Here is a 14,857-nt window from a genome sequence, read left to right as displayed (position 1 = left end):
TGGGAGCTGGCTTGCCTGCGATGGCATCAACTGGGTGCATCAGATACACCGAGGTGTCTGCATCGCAGGCAAGCCAGCTCCCACAGGGTCAAGCGTTGCCCTGAGCGGTCACAACGTCCAACCCAACCCCAGCGCCTTGTGCAACGACGCAAAGTCCTTGAGCAACGCCGCATCCCCGGAAATCCGGCTCTCCTGCGCCTGGTACCGGGTACGCTCCGCATCCAGCCAGTCCAGGGTACTCGCCGTGCCTGCCTTATAACGCTGGCGCGTCAGGTCCGCCGCCCGCACCGCCGACGACTCCACATTGCGCAACAGCACCACGTTCTGCCGCTGGTTGCCATACCGGGCCAACGCCACATCCGCGTCACGCAACGCACTCAGCACCACGCTTTTGTAATGGGCCAGGGCCTCGTCGCGCCCGGCTTCGGCGCCTTTGACACTGGCCGCCACCCGGCCAAAATCCAGGGCGTTCCAGGTCAGCCGCGGCAACAGCAGCCAGGTGCCGCTGTCCTTGCGTGCCAGATGCCCCGGATCCGCCGCCGAGAATGACAAGTCGCCCATCAGGCTGAGCTTGGGAAACCAGTCGGCGGTTTTCTCGCCGATCTGAGCGTTGCTGGACGCCAGTTGGCGCTCGGCCACGCGGATGTCAGGACGGGCTTTCAGAATCGCCGCCGGGTCGGCAAACGGCACTTGGCTTGGGATGGCGGGCAGGGCACGGGGCGTGTTGAGCTGTGCATCCAGCTCCCCCGGCTCCAGGCCACACAGCAAGTTCAGTTGGTCCACGGCTTCAACGATTGACGCTTGCAGCGGCAAGCGTTGAGCCCGGGTGTTTTCGGCCTGGGTCAGTACCTGTTCCAGTTGCAACTGCGAGGCCACACCACGACTGCGCCGCTGTTGGGTCAGGTCCAACGCCTGCTCCTCGATGTCGACACTGGCATCCACCAGCGCCAGTCGCGCCTGCTGGTCCCGCAGGTCGGCATAGGTCTGCACCACCTCGGCCGCCAGTTGCACTTGGGCATCGGCCAATTGCGCCTGTGACGCGTCGTTTTCCGCCTGGGCCGCCTCGATTGCACGGCGAGTGCCGCCAAACAGGTCGGCCTCCCAACTGGCATCAAAGCCGGCGAGGTAAAGACTCAAGGGCCCGCGACCGCCGCCGCTGCTGCCCCCCAATGCCGAGGTGTCGGGAGAGCGCAGTTTGAGCATCGCAGCATCGCCGGTGATCTTCGGCAGGGCGTTGGCATTGGCGCCACTCAGGCTGGCGCGGGATTGTTTGAGCCGGGCCTGGGCGGTTGCCATGTCCGGGCTGTTTTGCAGGGCCTGGGCCACCAACTGGTTGAGCTGCGGGTCGCCCAGGGTTTGCCACCACTGAGCGACAGCTGGTGTGCGTGGCAGACCGCTGTCGGCGTGGGGCAAGCGCCCGGCCGCCAGGGTTTTTGGCGCGGCATCCGGTGCGCCCTGGTAGTCCGGCCCCACGGTACACGCCGTCAGCAGGCCGACGGTGAAGAGCAGGGGAAGTGAGCGATAAATCATGTTCGTTGGCCTGCCTGCGCCGCGCGCTTTTTCAGGATGAAGATCAGGGGAAGGCACGCCAGCATGGCGAGTCCCAGCACGTAGAACGCGTCGTTATAGGCCATCACCGCCGCTTGCTGGGCGATGTCGCTGGCCAGGTTACCGAGGGCTTGCAAGGACGCCGTAGAAGGGTCACCGGTTTGCGCCAGGTAGCTGGCGGTGTTGTTCGCCATCTGGTCCTGGGCCAGTTGGGTATTGGCCTGGATGCCTTCGCCCAGCATGTCGTCGTGAAAGTGGCTGCGCCGGTCCATCAGCACCCCCAGCAACGCCAGCCCCAGGGTGCCGCCGAGGTTGCGGGACATGTTGTAGAGCCCGGCCGCGTCACCGGCATCCCGGGCTTCTACCGACCGCATGGACAGCTGGCTGAGGGGCATCATCACCAGGATCTGCCCGAAGCCCCGCAGAATCTGCGACCAGTAAAAATCATGGCCGACACTCTGGGCGGTGAGCTGAGTGTCGAGAAAACAGCTGGCCCAGTACATCAACAAACCCACACCGACCATCATCCGGAGGTCGAGGCGGCCCAACATTCTCGGCAGGATCGGCATCAGCAGAAACGCCGGGATGCCCGACAGCAGCATGATCGAACCGGATTGCTGCGCGTTGTAGCCCGACAAAATCCCGAGGAACTGCGGCACCAGGTACGCCGTGCCATACAAGCCGGCGCCGACGGCCGTGGCAATCAGCAGCACGCTGCCAAAGCTGCGGTTGAGCACCAGTTGCAGGCGCAGTATCGGCGTACTCGAGCGCAGCTGCCCCACGGCAATCAGGAAGAAGCCAACCACCATCGCAATGCTCAGCCAGATAATCAGCAGGGAATCGAACCAGTGTTCGCGCTGGCCTTCCTCCAGCACCACAGTGAGTGAACTCAAGCCCATGGCCAGGCCAAGGATGCCCAGCCAGTCGGCCTTGATGAACTGTTGAAGGTTCATGCGCTCGCTCGGCAAGCCGGTGATCAGCAAGGTGATCAAGGTGATGCTGACGGGCAGGTTGATGAAGAAGCACCAGCGCCAGTTGATGTTCTCCGTGAGCCATCCGCCAATCACCGGGCCCAATAGCGGACCGAGAATCACCGTCATGCCGAACATCGTGGTGCCGATGGCCAACTGATGGGCGGGCAGGCGGGTACGCACGATGGTCTGGGCGGTCGGGATCATCGCGCCGCCGGCAAAACCCTGGCCGATGCGCCCGGCGATCATCGCGCCCAGGCTCGATGACAGCCCACAGAACATCGAGAAAAACGTGAACATCAAGGCGGTGCCGATCAGAAACCGGCGCAACCCGAATACCCGGGTCAGCCAGGCGGCGAGGGGAATCATGACGATTTCCGACATCAGGTAACCGGTGGCAATCCACGTGCCTTCAGTGCCGGTTGCGCCGATCTGGCCCTGGATTTGCGGGAGGGCCGAGTTGGTGATCGAGATGTCCAGGGTCGCCAGCAACGCGCCCAGCGAGCCGGCGGCAACCGCGATCCAGTCTGTCAGCGACGCGTTGCGCGGTTTGTCCGCGGGCACGTCGGTCAAGAGGGCTTCAGCCATGGTTGGCATCTGCCGTGTGGGTGCGGGTGTCGACTTCCACGGTGGCGGACAAGCCGGGCACCAGGGCCTGGCGAACGTCGTCATCCGGTACATCCAGGGAAATGCGCACGGGCACGCGCTGCACGATCTTGGTGAAGTTACCGGTGGCGTTCGACGGCGGCAACAACGCGAACTGTGCACCGGTGCCCGGGGACAGGCTGTCGATATGGCCCTGAATATCATGGCCTGGCAGTGCGTCCACATGCACGGTGACGGTCTGCCCGGCGCGCATCTCGCCGATCTGGGTTTCCTTGTAATTGGCGGTCAGGTAGATCGCGCTCACTGGCACCACCGTCAACAGGCGCGTGCCGGGCTGTACGTATTGGCCGACACGCACGCCGCGATCGGCAATGCGGCCGTCGAGTGGGCTGCGGATGACGGCGTCGTCCACATCCAGTTGGCTCTGGGCTTCGCTGGCCTTGGCCACCCCAAGTTGTGCCTGGGCTTGCTTGAGCTGGGCTTGCAGGGTGCCGTAGCGGGTTTGGCTGGAGCGCAACGCGGCCTGCTTGGCGGCCACGGTGCTGCGGGCCTGGGCCAGTTGGTTGTTGAGTTGGGCCAGGCGTTCTTCCGGCTCGGCACCGGAACGGGCCAGGGGCGCGTAACGGGCGACTTCGGTTTGTGCGTGCTGGGCGTCGGCTTGAGCGCCTTGCAGTTGGGCGCGGGCTTCGGCGATGGTTGAATCCTGCTGCACCAGGTCGGCCTGGGCCTTGGCGAAGTCGGCCTCGCGGGCCGCAATCGTTGCCGAGGCTTCGTCACTCACTGCCTGGTATTTGCGGGCGTCCAGGCGTACCAGCACGTCGCCGCGCTTGACGGTCTGGTTATCGGCCACCAGCACTTCGGCGACGTAGCCGTTGATTTTCGGCGCCACGCTGATGCTGTCGGCTTGCAGGTAGGCGTCATCGGTGGTCTCGATAAAGCGCCCGGTGAGCCACCACCAGGCGCCCCACGCCAGCCCCAGCAGCAGCGCAACGCCGGCCAGTGTCATGAGAATACGCCGGGCTTTGCCGCGCTGGCCGTTGACGGTGGTATCAGGAATGACCTGAGATGAGGGAGGTGCAGCAGACATCAAGTCACTCCAGTTTTATATCAGTTGGAATAAATTCGTTTTTTCGCGAAAATTTGTCAACTGGTATATTTTGGTTACGTTAAAAAAACGGAGCGACACATGGCACGACATAAACCGGCCGCCGAAGGGGGTTATCAGCGAGGCGAAGAAACCCGCGCACGCATTGTCGAAGCGGCCGTGGTGGTGTTTGGCGAGCGTGGCTATGACGGTGCGTCCACCCGGGACATCGCCAACGCAGCGGGGGTGAATGCTCCGGCGATCCAGTACTACTTTGATGGCAAGGAAGGCGTGTACCTGGCATGCGTCGAACACTTGATCACGCTGCTGTGGCGAAAAATGTCCGAGCCCGTTGAGGCCGCGGAAGGTGCGCTGGCCAATCCCGACGTTGATGATCAGGCGCTGATCGAGGTCTCGTTGGGCATCCTCGGCACGGTGGTCTCGACGATTCAGGACAGTCCTGAAACCACCGCCTGGCGTGCGTTTATGGATCGCCATCAAGCCGGCCTGTGCCCCGACAGCGCGACCATGGCCTTCGACGAATGCTTCAAGTCACGCATTACCAACGTGATCCGCCTGCTGATCGCGCGCCTGGCGGGCCTTGCGGTCGACGACGAGCGCACGGTGATCCACTCGATGGCGTTATTCACCCAGGGCCTGGCGTTTCGGGTGCAGAAACCCAAGCTGCTCTCCGCCCTGAACTGGACCGAAGTGAACCAGAAAGAAATGGAGCTGGTGCGGGACGTGGTGCTGATGCAGGCGCGGTTTACCCTCGAAGGGTTGGTGCGGCACCGGGACCGGCGCTGACCTCAGCGCTTGCTGAACGCCAGCCGGGCCGCAAACAGCACAAAGATCATGCCGGTGGTGCGGTCCATCCACTGGATCACCTTTTCACGCCGCAGCACCCCGGCCAGTGGCTGGGTAGCGCCGATCAGCACCAGCGACCAGATCAGGCTGATCACCACATGGATGCTCACCAGCCCGAATGTCCAGGCCACCAGGGAATGCCCCTGCGGGATGAACTGCGGCAGGAACGACACGTAGAAAATCCCGACCTTGGGGTTGAGGACGTTGCCCAGCATGCCCTTCAAGAACCAGTTGGCGCCGGGCTTGCCGTCTGCCGCGACGGGGGCCAGCGAGCGGCGCGGGCGCAGCAGCATGTTCAAGCCGAGCCACGCCAGATAAGCCGCGCCGCAATACTTCAAGACGTTGAAGGCCACCTCGGACACGGCAATCAACGCGCCCAGCCCAAAGGCCACCGCCGCGCCCCATAGCAAACAGCCAGCGTTGATACCCAGGGTGGCGCGCAACGCCTGTTGTTTGCCCTCCACCGTGGCGGTGCGCAACACCAGGGCGGTGTCCAGGCCCGGGGTGAGCGTCAGCAGCGTGGCGGCGAAGGTAAACGCCAGCAGGTTATCGGCGATGGGCATGGCTATTCACCTCCCGCATGATCGCGGCGTGGCTGGTGTTGGTTTCTTCGGGCGGCGGCAGGGTAAAGCGCCCACCCAACAGACGATCCAAAATGCCCATGCGGCCCTCCCTGGAGACGTTGGGTTTTGAGAGCGCGAAGCATACACCGTCACGCCACGCGATTACGCCCCGACGATTTTGCCAGGTACAACTGCTGGTCCGCACGCTTGATCAGCACCGTCGTGTCACTGTCCGAGGCCTCTACGAGCCCGATGCCGACACTCACCGTGACCTGTCCCACCCACTCAAAGTGCGCCCCGGCGATCGCCGTACGAATCTTTTCGGCCACCACGTCGGGGCTGTCCGGGGCTTCGATTTCCGGCAGCAGCACGGCAAACTCTTCACCGCCGTAGCGGGCCACGAAGTCGGTGGCGCGGGTGGTTTGCTGGATCAGTTGCGCGAGCTGGCGCAGTACGTCGTCGCCGACGGCATGGCCATGGGTGTCGTTGATGCGCTTGAAATGGTCGACGTCGATCAGCAGCAGGGCAAACGCGCGCGCGCTGCGCTGGAAGAGCAGGCTGTATTCCGCGAGTTTTTCGTCGAAGCGCCGGCGGTTGTAGACGCCGGTCAGGGCATCGTGGCTGGCCAGGTTCAACAGCTCGGCATTGGCCTGGGTCAGGGCCGCGGTGCGTTGGGCGACGATGGCTTCCAGGGAGGCGTTGGTTTCTTGCAACTCGCGCTCCTTGCCGAGCAGCGACTGGGTCATGCTTTTGATGGACTGTCCGAGCTGCGCGATCTCCAGTACGAAATGGTCCTGGGGGAAAAAAGCGCCGGGCTGGTGGTCCTGGACCTGCTTGGCCGACCGTGCGAGATCCTCGATGGGCCGGCTGAGGTGCAGCGCCAGGTAATAGGCCACGAAGCCGAAAGCCACCGCGGCGATCACTCCCAACAGCAGCAGCTTGTAGAGCAGCACGCGCGCGGGATGCAGGGCGATTTCCAGCGGCTGGCGCATCACGATGTACCACGTCAGGCTGGAGTTCGACGGGCTGGGCACCGCGACTGCGCTGGTCACGTAGCCATTGTCGACCGACCAGCCGGTGGTGTTCGAGAGCCGGTCCTGGGGCAGTTGTTCACCGGCCAGTTGCTCGGGGTAGAGCACCTTGCCGTCACTGTCGATGATCAGCGCCTCGACGTCCGGTGCCGCGCCTTTTTGCATCACGGCCGAATCGACGATCTGGGTCACCCAGGTCCAATGGGCGTGGGCGCCGAGCACGCCAATCACCTGGCCTTCGGCATTGCGGATCGGCGCGGCAAAATCAATGAAGCGCCAAGGCTCACCGGTGGCGCCCGGCAACAGTTTGGCCAGCAGCACCGCCTCGTGGGGATCGCCGGTGTAGTTGCCTTGCAACCCGGCCTGGAACCAGGGGCGCGCCTTGACCGATTGGTCCACCAACAACCCGTTCACCGCCTGGCGCACATGGCCGTCACTGTCGGCCACGCCCATCCACGCGTATTCGGCGCGGGACTGGGTGCGCAGTTGCATGGAGGTCAGGATATCCGGGTCGTCCAGGTTGCCCCGGCGAAACACCGGCGCGCGGCTGAGCAGGGACACCTCAAGCTGGCGTTCCCGCAGTTGTACGGCCAGCAGCGCAGCGGTGGAGCGGGCGGTGCTGAGCAGCGCATTACCACTGGCGAGCTTCATTTGTTCCGTGGCGATATGCCCAACGTAAAAACCAACGCTCACCAGCGTGAGCAGCGACAAACCGGCAAACCATAGGGTCAGGTGACTACGCAGGCTGGCTTTGATCATTGGGGGCTATCTGAAAGGAGTGTGGTTGCATGGTAGTCATACCGTTCGGATAGTTGCCATAGTCTGATGGTTTATACGCGCGTTGATTTCAGGTCTGTGTTCCCACGTGGGCCATGGCAGAATATGGCGCTTAGCCACTTAGGGAACTCAAGGATGAAAACGCTGTGTGCTGCGCTGTTATGGATGGTTGTCACCGGCCTGGCCCAGGCCAATGAGGTGCGGACCGGATTCCAGGAAATCGTGATCCCCGACGCTGAACACGGCAGGCCGTTGCAGGTGGCGGTGTGGTACCCGACCCAGGCTGCCGGCACGCCGCAACTGATTGCGGACAATCCGGTGTTTGTGGGTGCACTGGCCTTGAGGGACGCCGCGCCGGCTGCCGGCGAGCATCCGCTGGTGGTGATTTCCCACGGCATCTTCGGTAACTGGATCAACCAGTCCTGGCTCGCCAGTGCGTTGGCCGGGCAGGGTTATATCGTCGCCTCGCCCAACCATCCGGGCACCACCAGCAAGGACCGCACCCAGCCCGCCGCCTCCGAGCTATGGAAGCGTCCCCTGGATATCCACCGGGTGATCGACGCCGTGATCGCCCAACCCAAGCGGTTTGGCGCGGTGGCCGATCACAAAGTCGCCGTGGTGGGGCACTCACTCGGTGGCTGGACCGCACTGGAAGTCGGCGGCGCCCGGTTTGACCCGCAGCGCTTTACCGACGACTGCAAAGTGCATCCCGAGATCGCGCCCTGCAAGGCCTACGAACTGATCGAGGCGGGTCGCACGACGCAGGCCAAACAGCGCTTGGCCGAAGACTTGAGCGACCAGCGCGTGGCCGCCATTGTGTCCCTGGACCTGGGCTTCGCCCGCGGCTTCAGCGATGAAAGCCTGGCGGCGTTGCACCGGCCTACGCTGGTGATTGCAGCGGGCACACCGTCCCCGGAATTGCCCGCCGCGCTGGAGTCGGCCGACCTGGCAAAACGCCTGCCGCCGACAACTTCACGCTACGTGGAAATCAGCGACGCCACCCACTTCAGCTTCCTGCCTCTATGCAAGCCGGGCGCGGTGGAGCGGATTGAACAGAGCGACCCCGGCGAAGGCTTCATCTGCCTGGATGCCAAGGGCGCCCGTCCCAAAGCGCAGATCCAGCAGCAGGTACTCGCCTTGATCAGCGAGTTCCTGCAGCAATCCCTGCGCTAGAGGTGCTTGGACAGCCCCAGGCTCGCGCCCTTGGAGCTCAGGAACCCCAGGTAGACCAGGCCGATCACCCCCAGGCAATCCCGAGCTTCTGCGCCTGCAGGCCCGTGTTGAACATGATCGCAGAGGTGATGAAAAACCCCGGCACCGGCGTGAATAGACGTGGCCATGCGTCACAGGAATAACCGTCATTCCGCCGACCCTTCTACTGAGTGCTCTGCATCGGACCTAACCTTTGAGTCAGTCGCCTGCCAACCGCAGGCGAACGGTAACGGACCCCCTTGACGGAGCACCTCATGAGTCACCCAGGCAGGCTAAATGGCAAAGTCGCGGTTATCACCGGCGGCAACAGCGGTATCGGGCTGGCGACGGCCAAGCGTTTTGTGGAAGAGGGCGCCAGCGTGTTCATCTTCGGCCGCCGGCAGGTGGAGCTGGACGAAGCCGTCGCGTTGATCGGCGGCGACGTCACGGCGGTGCAGGGCGATGTGTCCTCGCCGGATGACCTGGATCGCCTCTATACCACCGTGCAGAACACCCAGGGCAAGATCGATGTGCTGTTCGCCAATGCCGGCATGATCGAGCACCGCCTGCTCGATCAGTTCGCGGCGGAGCATTTCGACAAAACCTTCGACGTCAACGTACGCGGCCTGGTGTTCAGCGTGCAGAAGGCCTTGCCGCTGATGCGCGACGGGGCAAGCATCATCCTCACCGGCTCGATTGCCGCCGTGAAGGGCTTTCCGGCCCACGGGATGTACAGCGCCAGCAAAGCCGCCGTGCGCTCGTTCGCCCGTACCTGGACGATGGAACTCAAAGAGCGCGGTATTCGGGTCAATACCCTGAGCCCCGGGCCCATCGATACGCCGATCATGGACAGCCAGGTTTCCACCCCGGAAGAGGCCGCCAGAATTCGCGCCCGATTCGCCGAGACGGTGCCCCTCGGTCGCCTGGGCCGAGCCGATGAAATCGCTTCGGCAGCACTGTTTCTCGCCTCCGACGACAGCAGCTACGTGGCCGGTATCGACCTGTTTGTCGACGGCGGCATTGCCCAAGTCTAGGCCTCCACGTTTATAACCCTTCAAGGATTCAACATGACCGAGCTTTTCAGCCCAACCCAGGTTGGCCCGCTGCACTTGGCCCACCGTATCGTATTGGCGCCGCTCACCCGGCTGCGCACCGAAGCGGGCGACGTGCCCGGCGACCTGATGGTCGAGTACTACAGCCAGCGCGCCTCCAACGGCGCACTGTTGATCGCCGAGGCCACCAGCGTTTCACCGCTGGGCATCGCCTACGCCGGCGCGCCCGGGATCTACACCGATGCTCAAATGGCGGGATGGAAGCGCGTCACCGAGGCCGTCCACGCCAAGGGTGCCAGCCTCTACCTGCAACTGTGGCACGGTGGTCGCCAGGCTCATCCGGACAACACGGGCGGCGAACTGCCGGTGGCGCCTTCAGCGATCCGCAGTGAAGAAAAATCCGTGATCCGTGCCGGCGACAGCATCGCCGAGGCGGAGCAAGTGGTGCCGCGTGCACTGCTGATTGAGGACATTCCCGGCATCATCGATGAATTCCGGCGAGGCGCCGAGCGGGCCAAGGCTGCCGGCTTCGATGGCGTGGAATTGCACGGTGCCAACGGCTACCTGCCTGACCAGTTCCTGCAAGACGGCAGCAACCACCGTGAGGACGCCTATGGCGGCAGCATCGAGAACCGCGCGCGGTTCACCCTGGAAGTCCTGGACGCACTGGTGTCGGTGTGGGGCGGCGACCGTGTGGCGCTGCGGATTTCCCCCAGTGGCCAGTTCGGCAGCATGTCCGACAGCAACCCGAGCGCGACCTTCGGCTACCTCGCCCGCGCGATCAATCGTTACGGCCTGGCTTACCTGCACATTGTCGAACCGCGCGTCCGCGGCGCTGACGACCTCGAAGTGAACGTGCCCGCCGTAGCGTCCAAGGCGTTGCGCAACGTATTCAACGGGCCAATCCTGGCCGCCGGCGGATTCGACAGGGACAGCGCCGAACAGATCATTGCCACCGGTGACGCAGACCTGGTGGCGTTCGGGCGGTTGTTTATTGCCAACCCCGATTTGCCCGAGCGCTTGCGCAGGGGTGTGGCGCTGAACGCCTACAATCGCGATACGTTCTACGGTGGCGGAGCCGAGGGGTATGTCGACTACGGCTTCTTAAATGAGGAAGTCGTTGCGTAACTGACCGGGCTTGTCCTGTGGCGAGGGGGCTTGCCCTGTGATGAGAAGCCTCATCCTGTGGCTAGGGGGGGCTTCTCCTGTGGCGAGGGGGCTTGTCCCCCGTTGGGCTGCGCAGCAGCCCCAGCCCCCCATCAGACACCACGCTCTAACGGACGACCACTCACCCCATGGCGATGGCGCTTGCGCCCGCTGGAGTGCGAAGCGCCCCCCCAAGAAACGGGACTGCTACGCAGTCCAACGGGGGACAAGCCCCCTCGCCACAGGACAAGCTCCCTCGCCACAGGACAAGCCCCCTAGCCACAGGACAAGCCCCCTAGCCACAGGACAAGCCCCCTAGCCACAGGACAAGCTCCCTCCCCACAGGACAAGCCCGTTCGCCACAGGGGTTTTGCGTTACTCGCTTACCGAATCGGCCTGCGCCTCAACCTGCTCCCGCAAACGCCGACCCATCACATCCATCACGTCACAGCCACCGCGCAACGGAAGGGCCAGCAACTGAGCGAAGTCAGAGAGCACAACAGTGTCGCTTTGCAGCTCACTACGAAAGGCGATGTTTTCCAGGACCTGAGTCACCGTGCGAATGCGGTAATCAGCCATAGCCTGAAGGACGTCGAGCGGGGCGTGGGTGTCGATGAGCAGGGATGCAGGAACCAAATCGATTCCAGTGAGGCATGTATCTATCCCTATTTGAAGCTCCGATAGCGCAACTTCTTTCACTTCCCCACTCGCCCCGGAATCGCCATCCGACTCGTCGCCTTCACTTCCCGCAACGCCAGGCTCGACTGAATTGACGCAATCCCCAACTGCCGCCTCAAAACACTCTCCACAAAATCACTGTAAGCATCCAAATCCTCCGCCAGCACCTGCAGCAGGTAATCCGCATCGCCGGTGATCTTGTGGCACGCCTGCACCTGCGGCAGTTCCTTGATCACCGCTTCAAAATCCTCCGGCGTGTGGTCGGAATGCACCGCAAACCGCACATGCACAAACGCCATGATTTCCAGGCCCAGCATCTTGCGATCCAGGTTGGCCTGGTAGTCCTTGATCACGCCTTCTTCCTCCAGCCGCTTACGTCGACGCCAGCACGGGGTAAGGCTCAGGGACAGGCGCTCGCTGAGTTCGGCGTTGGAAATACTCGCGTCTGCCTGCAGCAACGCGAGGATGGCGAGGTCGGTGTCGTCAAGTGCGACCTGTTTGGTTTTATTTTTCTTCATGGTGGCTCTTTAGGGTAAAAACGCCCGTTTACGCTAGCATCGGCGCACGTAAAAGCAAAGAAAGCCCACCGCAGCCAGAACAAAATAATCACCTGTCTTTCACGGGTGGATGCCTTTCATGTTGACTGTTTTTAGCGATGCTCATCGTTTGCACCATGGCACCGAACTCAAGGATGGCGTGCTCAAGCCGTCCTTCGAACAACCCAGCCGCGCCGACACGGTGCGTGACCGGGTCAAGCAGGTTGGGCTGGGCGATATCATCGTGCCGCGCACCTTCGACCGGGCCTGTTACGTCAATGCCCACAGCGAACGCTATGTGTCCTTTCTAGAAACCGCCTGGGCCGAATGGACTGCGATCGGTCGTGCCCACGACGCCTTGCCGCTGGTGTGGCCGGTGCGTGATTTGGCCAATGACCAGGTGCCGCAATTCATCGACGGCAAGCTCGGGTTTTTCGCGATGGACGCCGGTTCGCCGATCACCAGCACCACCTGGGAAGCGGTGAAGACCAGCGCCGATATCGCTCTCACCGGCCTGGCGTTGATCGATGAAGGCCACAACAGTGCCTTCGCCCTGTGCCGCCCACCGGGGCACCACGCAGCGCGGGAATACATGGGCGGTTATTGCTACCTGAATAACGCAGCCATTGCGGCGCAACAGGCGATCACCCGTGGGGCCCGGCGCGTTGCGGTGCTGGATGTGGACTTCCACCACGGCAACGGCACGCAGAACATTTTCTACAACCGCAGCGACGTGATGTTCGTCTCGCTGCATGGCGATCCGTCCGTTTCATATCCTTACTATTCGGGCTTCAGTGCCGAACGCGGTGCAGAAGCGGGCGAGGGCTTCAACCTGAACTACCCGCTGGCCAAAAACACCGGGTGGAGCACCTATAAAGAAGCCTTGCTCGACGCTTGCAATCAACTGCGCAGGTTCTCACCGGAAGTACTGGTGATTTCCCTCGGTGTCGACACGTTCAAGGACGACCCCATCAGCCATTTCCTCCTCGACAGCCGCGACTTCCTCGGCATCGGCGAGATCATCGCCAGCGTCGGCGTGCCCACGCTGTTTGTAATGGAAGGCGGCTACATGGTCGATGAGATCGGGATCAACGCGGTCAACGTGCTGCAGGGTTTCGAGAACAAACGCAGCTGATCCCGACGCCGTCCCAACTATAAAAACCGCCTGACTTTTTTCTGCCAAAACTCAAAAACATAACAAGAGGTTTTGTGATGAAAACAACCGCGCCCGGGCTTATTGAAAAGCCCGCTTTGCAACGCACCCTCAACAACCGGCACATTCAACTGATGGCCATGGGCGGTGCGATTGGTACCGGCCTGTTTATGGGCTCGGGCAAGATCATTGCGCTGTCCGGCACGTCGATCATCCTGATCTACATGATCATCGGGCTGTTTGTGTATTTCGTGATGCGCGCCATGGGCGAGTTGCTCTTATCCAACCTGAACTTCAAAAGCTTCGCCGACTTTGCCGGTGCGTACCTGGGGCCGCGTGCCGCGTTCTTTCTCGGCTGGTCGTACTGGCTGAGCTGGAGCGTGGCGGTGGTGGGGGATGCGGTGGTGGTCGGGGGCTTTTTCCAGTACTGGTTCCCGCACGTGCCGGCCTGGATCCCGGCGATTGCGATGCTGCTGACCCTGTTTGCCTTGAATGTGCTGACGGTGCGGCTGTTCGGTGAGGTGGAGTTCTGGTTTGCGATCATCAAGATCATCGCCGTGGTGACGTTGATCAGCGTGAGCGTGGTGCTGATTGCCAGCTCATTTGTGTCACCCACCGGTGTCACGGCTTCCCTCAGCCATTTGCTGGATAAACAGGCGGCGTTTCCCAACGGCGTGTTTGGCTTCTTTGCCGGGTTCCAGATGGCGATCTTCTCGTTCGCCGGTACAGAGCTGATCGGCACGGCAGCCGCTGAAACCCGCGCGCCGGAGAAGACGCTGCCCAAGGCGATCAACTCGATTCCGCTGCGGATCATCCTGTTCTACGTGCTGGCCCTGGCGTGCATCATCGCCGTGACGTCGTGGCAGCAGGTGTCGCCCAGCAAGAGTCCGTTTGTTGAACTGTTCCTGGTGGCCGGGTTTCCCGCCGCCGCCGGGATTGTGAACTTCGTGGTGCTGACGTCGGCAGCTTCGTCGGCCAACAGCGGGGTGTTTTCCGCCAGTCGGATGTTGTTCGGCCTGGCGGACCTGGGCGACGCGCCGGGGATTTTCCGGCGCCTGTCTAAAAACAGTGTGCCGTTTATCAGCCTGGCGTTTACCACCTTCCTGATGCTGCTGGGCGTGTTGCTGCTGTTTATAGTCCCGGAAGTGATGACGGCATTCACCATCGTGTCGACCGTTTCGGCGATTCTGGTGATCTTTACCTGGTCGACCATCCTGGCGTCCTACATCGCCTATCGGAAAAAGTGCCCGGAGCTACATGAAAAATCGCTGTACAAAATGCCGGGTGGCGTACCAATGGCATGGATTTCACTTGGGTTCCTCGGGTTCGTACTTTGCTTGCTGGCACTTCGCCCAGACACACGCCTGGCACTTTGCGTGATGCCCGCGTGGTTTATGTGGCTGGCGGTTGCCTACCAATTCTCGCATTTTCGCCACCGAGTCCAGCCTGATCAGCGCACGGCGCTCTAGCAGTCGTCATACAACCCAATGAGATTCAACCCTTAAAAAAGGCCGCCTTGTACGGCCTTTGTATGACGGTTTTTTCATCGCTACATGACAAAAATTTCACATTCTCCGTCGTGGGCCCCATGCCACAATCCGCAGCGTTTGCAGGGCTGCAACGATATTTGCTCGAAGGACAGTAAAAAAATAAT

14 protein-coding genes are annotated in these 14,857 nt (G+C 62.3%); 6 read left to right on the top strand and 8 right to left on the bottom strand.

Annotated features, from left to right (window positions below):
• Positions 1-108 precede the first annotated feature (108 nt).
• The 3 genes from HX855_RS04245 to HX855_RS04235 are packed head-to-tail and all read right to left on the bottom strand — an operon-like array spanning position 109 to position 4,212.
• Positions 109-1,530 (bottom strand): efflux transporter outer membrane subunit, encoded by a 1,422-nt coding sequence (locus HX855_RS04245; RefSeq protein WP_177088983.1) that lies wholly within the window; start codon positions 1,528-1,530, stop codon positions 109-111.
• Complete coding sequence (locus HX855_RS04240; protein WP_177088982.1) at positions 1,527-3,107, bottom strand: DHA2 family efflux MFS transporter permease subunit; 1,581 nt, start codon at positions 3,105-3,107, stop codon at positions 1,527-1,529. Before HX855_RS04240 ends, HX855_RS04245 begins: the two co-directional genes overlap by 4 nt.
• Positions 3,100-4,212 (bottom strand): HlyD family secretion protein, encoded by a 1,113-nt coding sequence (locus HX855_RS04235; RefSeq protein ID WP_177088981.1) that lies wholly within the window; start codon positions 4,210-4,212, stop codon positions 3,100-3,102. Before HX855_RS04235 ends, HX855_RS04240 begins: the two co-directional genes overlap by 8 nt.
• Positions 4,213-4,311: 99 nt before the next feature.
• On the opposite strand from HX855_RS04235, the gene HX855_RS04230 reads away from it, so the two are divergent.
• Complete coding sequence (locus tag HX855_RS04230; protein WP_177088980.1) at positions 4,312-5,016, top strand: CerR family C-terminal domain-containing protein; 705 nt, start codon at positions 4,312-4,314, stop codon at positions 5,014-5,016.
• 2 nt (positions 5,017-5,018) lie between these two features.
• Here the strand turns inward: HX855_RS04230 and HX855_RS04225 are convergent, their stop codons facing one another.
• Positions 5,019-5,639: a LysE family translocator gene (locus HX855_RS04225; RefSeq protein WP_177088979.1), complete on the bottom strand. Its 621-nt coding sequence runs from the start codon at positions 5,637-5,639 to the stop codon at positions 5,019-5,021.
• A 149-nt stretch (positions 5,640-5,788) separates the two neighbouring features.
• Positions 5,789-7,429, bottom strand: a complete 1,641-nt coding sequence (locus tag HX855_RS04220; RefSeq protein WP_177088978.1) for a sensor domain-containing diguanylate cyclase — start codon at positions 7,427-7,429, stop codon at positions 5,789-5,791.
• Between the two features lie 153 nt (positions 7,430-7,582).
• On the opposite strand from HX855_RS04220, the gene HX855_RS04215 reads away from it, so the two are divergent.
• On the top strand, positions 7,583-8,620 hold the full coding sequence (locus HX855_RS04215; RefSeq protein WP_177088977.1) for an alpha/beta fold hydrolase: 1,038 nt from the start codon (positions 7,583-7,585) through the stop codon (positions 8,618-8,620).
• Here HX855_RS04215 and HX855_RS04210 read toward each other — a convergent pair.
• Entirely contained in the window at positions 8,617-8,787 is a 171-nt protein-coding gene (locus HX855_RS04210) for a hypothetical protein (RefSeq protein ID WP_375140056.1), read from the bottom strand. The two genes, HX855_RS04215 and HX855_RS04210, sit on opposite strands and share 4 nt — an antisense overlap.
• Positions 8,788-8,913: 126 nt before the next feature.
• On the opposite strand from HX855_RS04210, the gene HX855_RS04205 reads away from it, so the two are divergent.
• Positions 8,914-9,672, top strand: a complete 759-nt coding sequence (locus HX855_RS04205) for an SDR family NAD(P)-dependent oxidoreductase (RefSeq protein WP_177088976.1) — start codon at positions 8,914-8,916, stop codon at positions 9,670-9,672.
• Positions 9,673-9,705: 33 nt separating this feature from the next.
• On the top strand, positions 9,706-10,818 hold the full coding sequence (locus HX855_RS04200) for an alkene reductase (RefSeq protein ID WP_177088975.1): 1,113 nt from the start codon (positions 9,706-9,708) through the stop codon (positions 10,816-10,818).
• Between the two features lie 393 nt (positions 10,819-11,211).
• Here the strand turns inward: HX855_RS04200 and HX855_RS04195 are convergent, their stop codons facing one another.
• Both HX855_RS04195 and HX855_RS04190 read right to left on the bottom strand, forming a co-directional pair.
• Positions 11,212-11,535 (bottom strand): hypothetical protein, encoded by a 324-nt coding sequence (locus HX855_RS04195; RefSeq protein WP_309139817.1) that lies wholly within the window; start codon positions 11,533-11,535, stop codon positions 11,212-11,214.
• Complete coding sequence (locus HX855_RS04190) at positions 11,532-12,032, bottom strand: Lrp/AsnC family transcriptional regulator (RefSeq protein WP_177088974.1); 501 nt, start codon at positions 12,030-12,032, stop codon at positions 11,532-11,534. Before HX855_RS04190 ends, HX855_RS04195 begins: the two co-directional genes overlap by 4 nt.
• Before the next feature lie 118 nt (positions 12,033-12,150).
• Here HX855_RS04190 and HX855_RS04185 point away from each other — a divergent pair, with 118 nt between their 5' ends.
• Both HX855_RS04185 and HX855_RS04180 read left to right on the top strand, forming a co-directional pair.
• Entirely contained in the window at positions 12,151-13,185 is a 1,035-nt protein-coding gene (locus HX855_RS04185) for a histone deacetylase family protein (RefSeq protein ID WP_177088973.1), read from the top strand.
• Between the two features lie 77 nt (positions 13,186-13,262).
• Positions 13,263-14,672, top strand: coding sequence for an amino acid permease (locus tag HX855_RS04180; RefSeq protein ID WP_177088972.1), 1,410 nt, complete (start codon positions 13,263-13,265; stop codon positions 14,670-14,672).
• The last annotated feature ends 185 nt before the right edge of the window (positions 14,673-14,857 follow it).

The organism is Pseudomonas sp. IPO3778 (genome assembly GCF_013386825.1).
Classification (GTDB): domain Bacteria; phylum Pseudomonadota; class Gammaproteobacteria; order Pseudomonadales; family Pseudomonadaceae; genus Aquipseudomonas.
This window is presented reverse-complemented; position numbering and strand designations above follow the sequence as displayed.

Coding starts and splice junctions, on each gene's coding strand:
- HX855_RS04190 (WP_177088974.1), bottom strand. CDS start 12,032: ATGAAGAAAAATAAAACCAAACAGGTCGCACTTGACGACACCGACCTC.
- HX855_RS04200 (WP_177088975.1), top strand. CDS start 9,706: ATGACCGAGCTTTTCAGCCCAACCCAGGTTGGCCCGCTGCACTTGGCC.
- HX855_RS04215 (WP_177088977.1), top strand. CDS start 7,583: ATGAAAACGCTGTGTGCTGCGCTGTTATGGATGGTTGTCACCGGCCTG.
- HX855_RS04235 (WP_177088981.1), bottom strand. CDS start 4,212: ATGTCTGCTGCACCTCCCTCATCTCAGGTCATTCCTGATACCACCGTC.
- HX855_RS04180 (WP_177088972.1), top strand. CDS start 13,263: ATGAAAACAACCGCGCCCGGGCTTATTGAAAAGCCCGCTTTGCAACGC.
- HX855_RS04220 (WP_177088978.1), bottom strand. CDS start 7,429: ATGATCAAAGCCAGCCTGCGTAGTCACCTGACCCTATGGTTTGCCGGT.
- HX855_RS04185 (WP_177088973.1), top strand. CDS start 12,151: ATGTTGACTGTTTTTAGCGATGCTCATCGTTTGCACCATGGCACCGAA.
- HX855_RS04240 (WP_177088982.1), bottom strand. CDS start 3,107: ATGGCTGAAGCCCTCTTGACCGACGTGCCCGCGGACAAACCGCGCAAC.
- HX855_RS04205 (WP_177088976.1), top strand. CDS start 8,914: ATGAGTCACCCAGGCAGGCTAAATGGCAAAGTCGCGGTTATCACCGGC.
- HX855_RS04230 (WP_177088980.1), top strand. CDS start 4,312: ATGGCACGACATAAACCGGCCGCCGAAGGGGGTTATCAGCGAGGCGAA.
- HX855_RS04225 (WP_177088979.1), bottom strand. CDS start 5,639: ATGCCCATCGCCGATAACCTGCTGGCGTTTACCTTCGCCGCCACGCTG.
- HX855_RS04210 (WP_375140056.1), bottom strand. CDS start 8,787: ATGGCCACGTCTATTCACGCCGGTGCCGGGGTTTTTCATCACCTCTGC.
- HX855_RS04245 (WP_177088983.1), bottom strand. CDS start 1,530: ATGATTTATCGCTCACTTCCCCTGCTCTTCACCGTCGGCCTGCTGACG.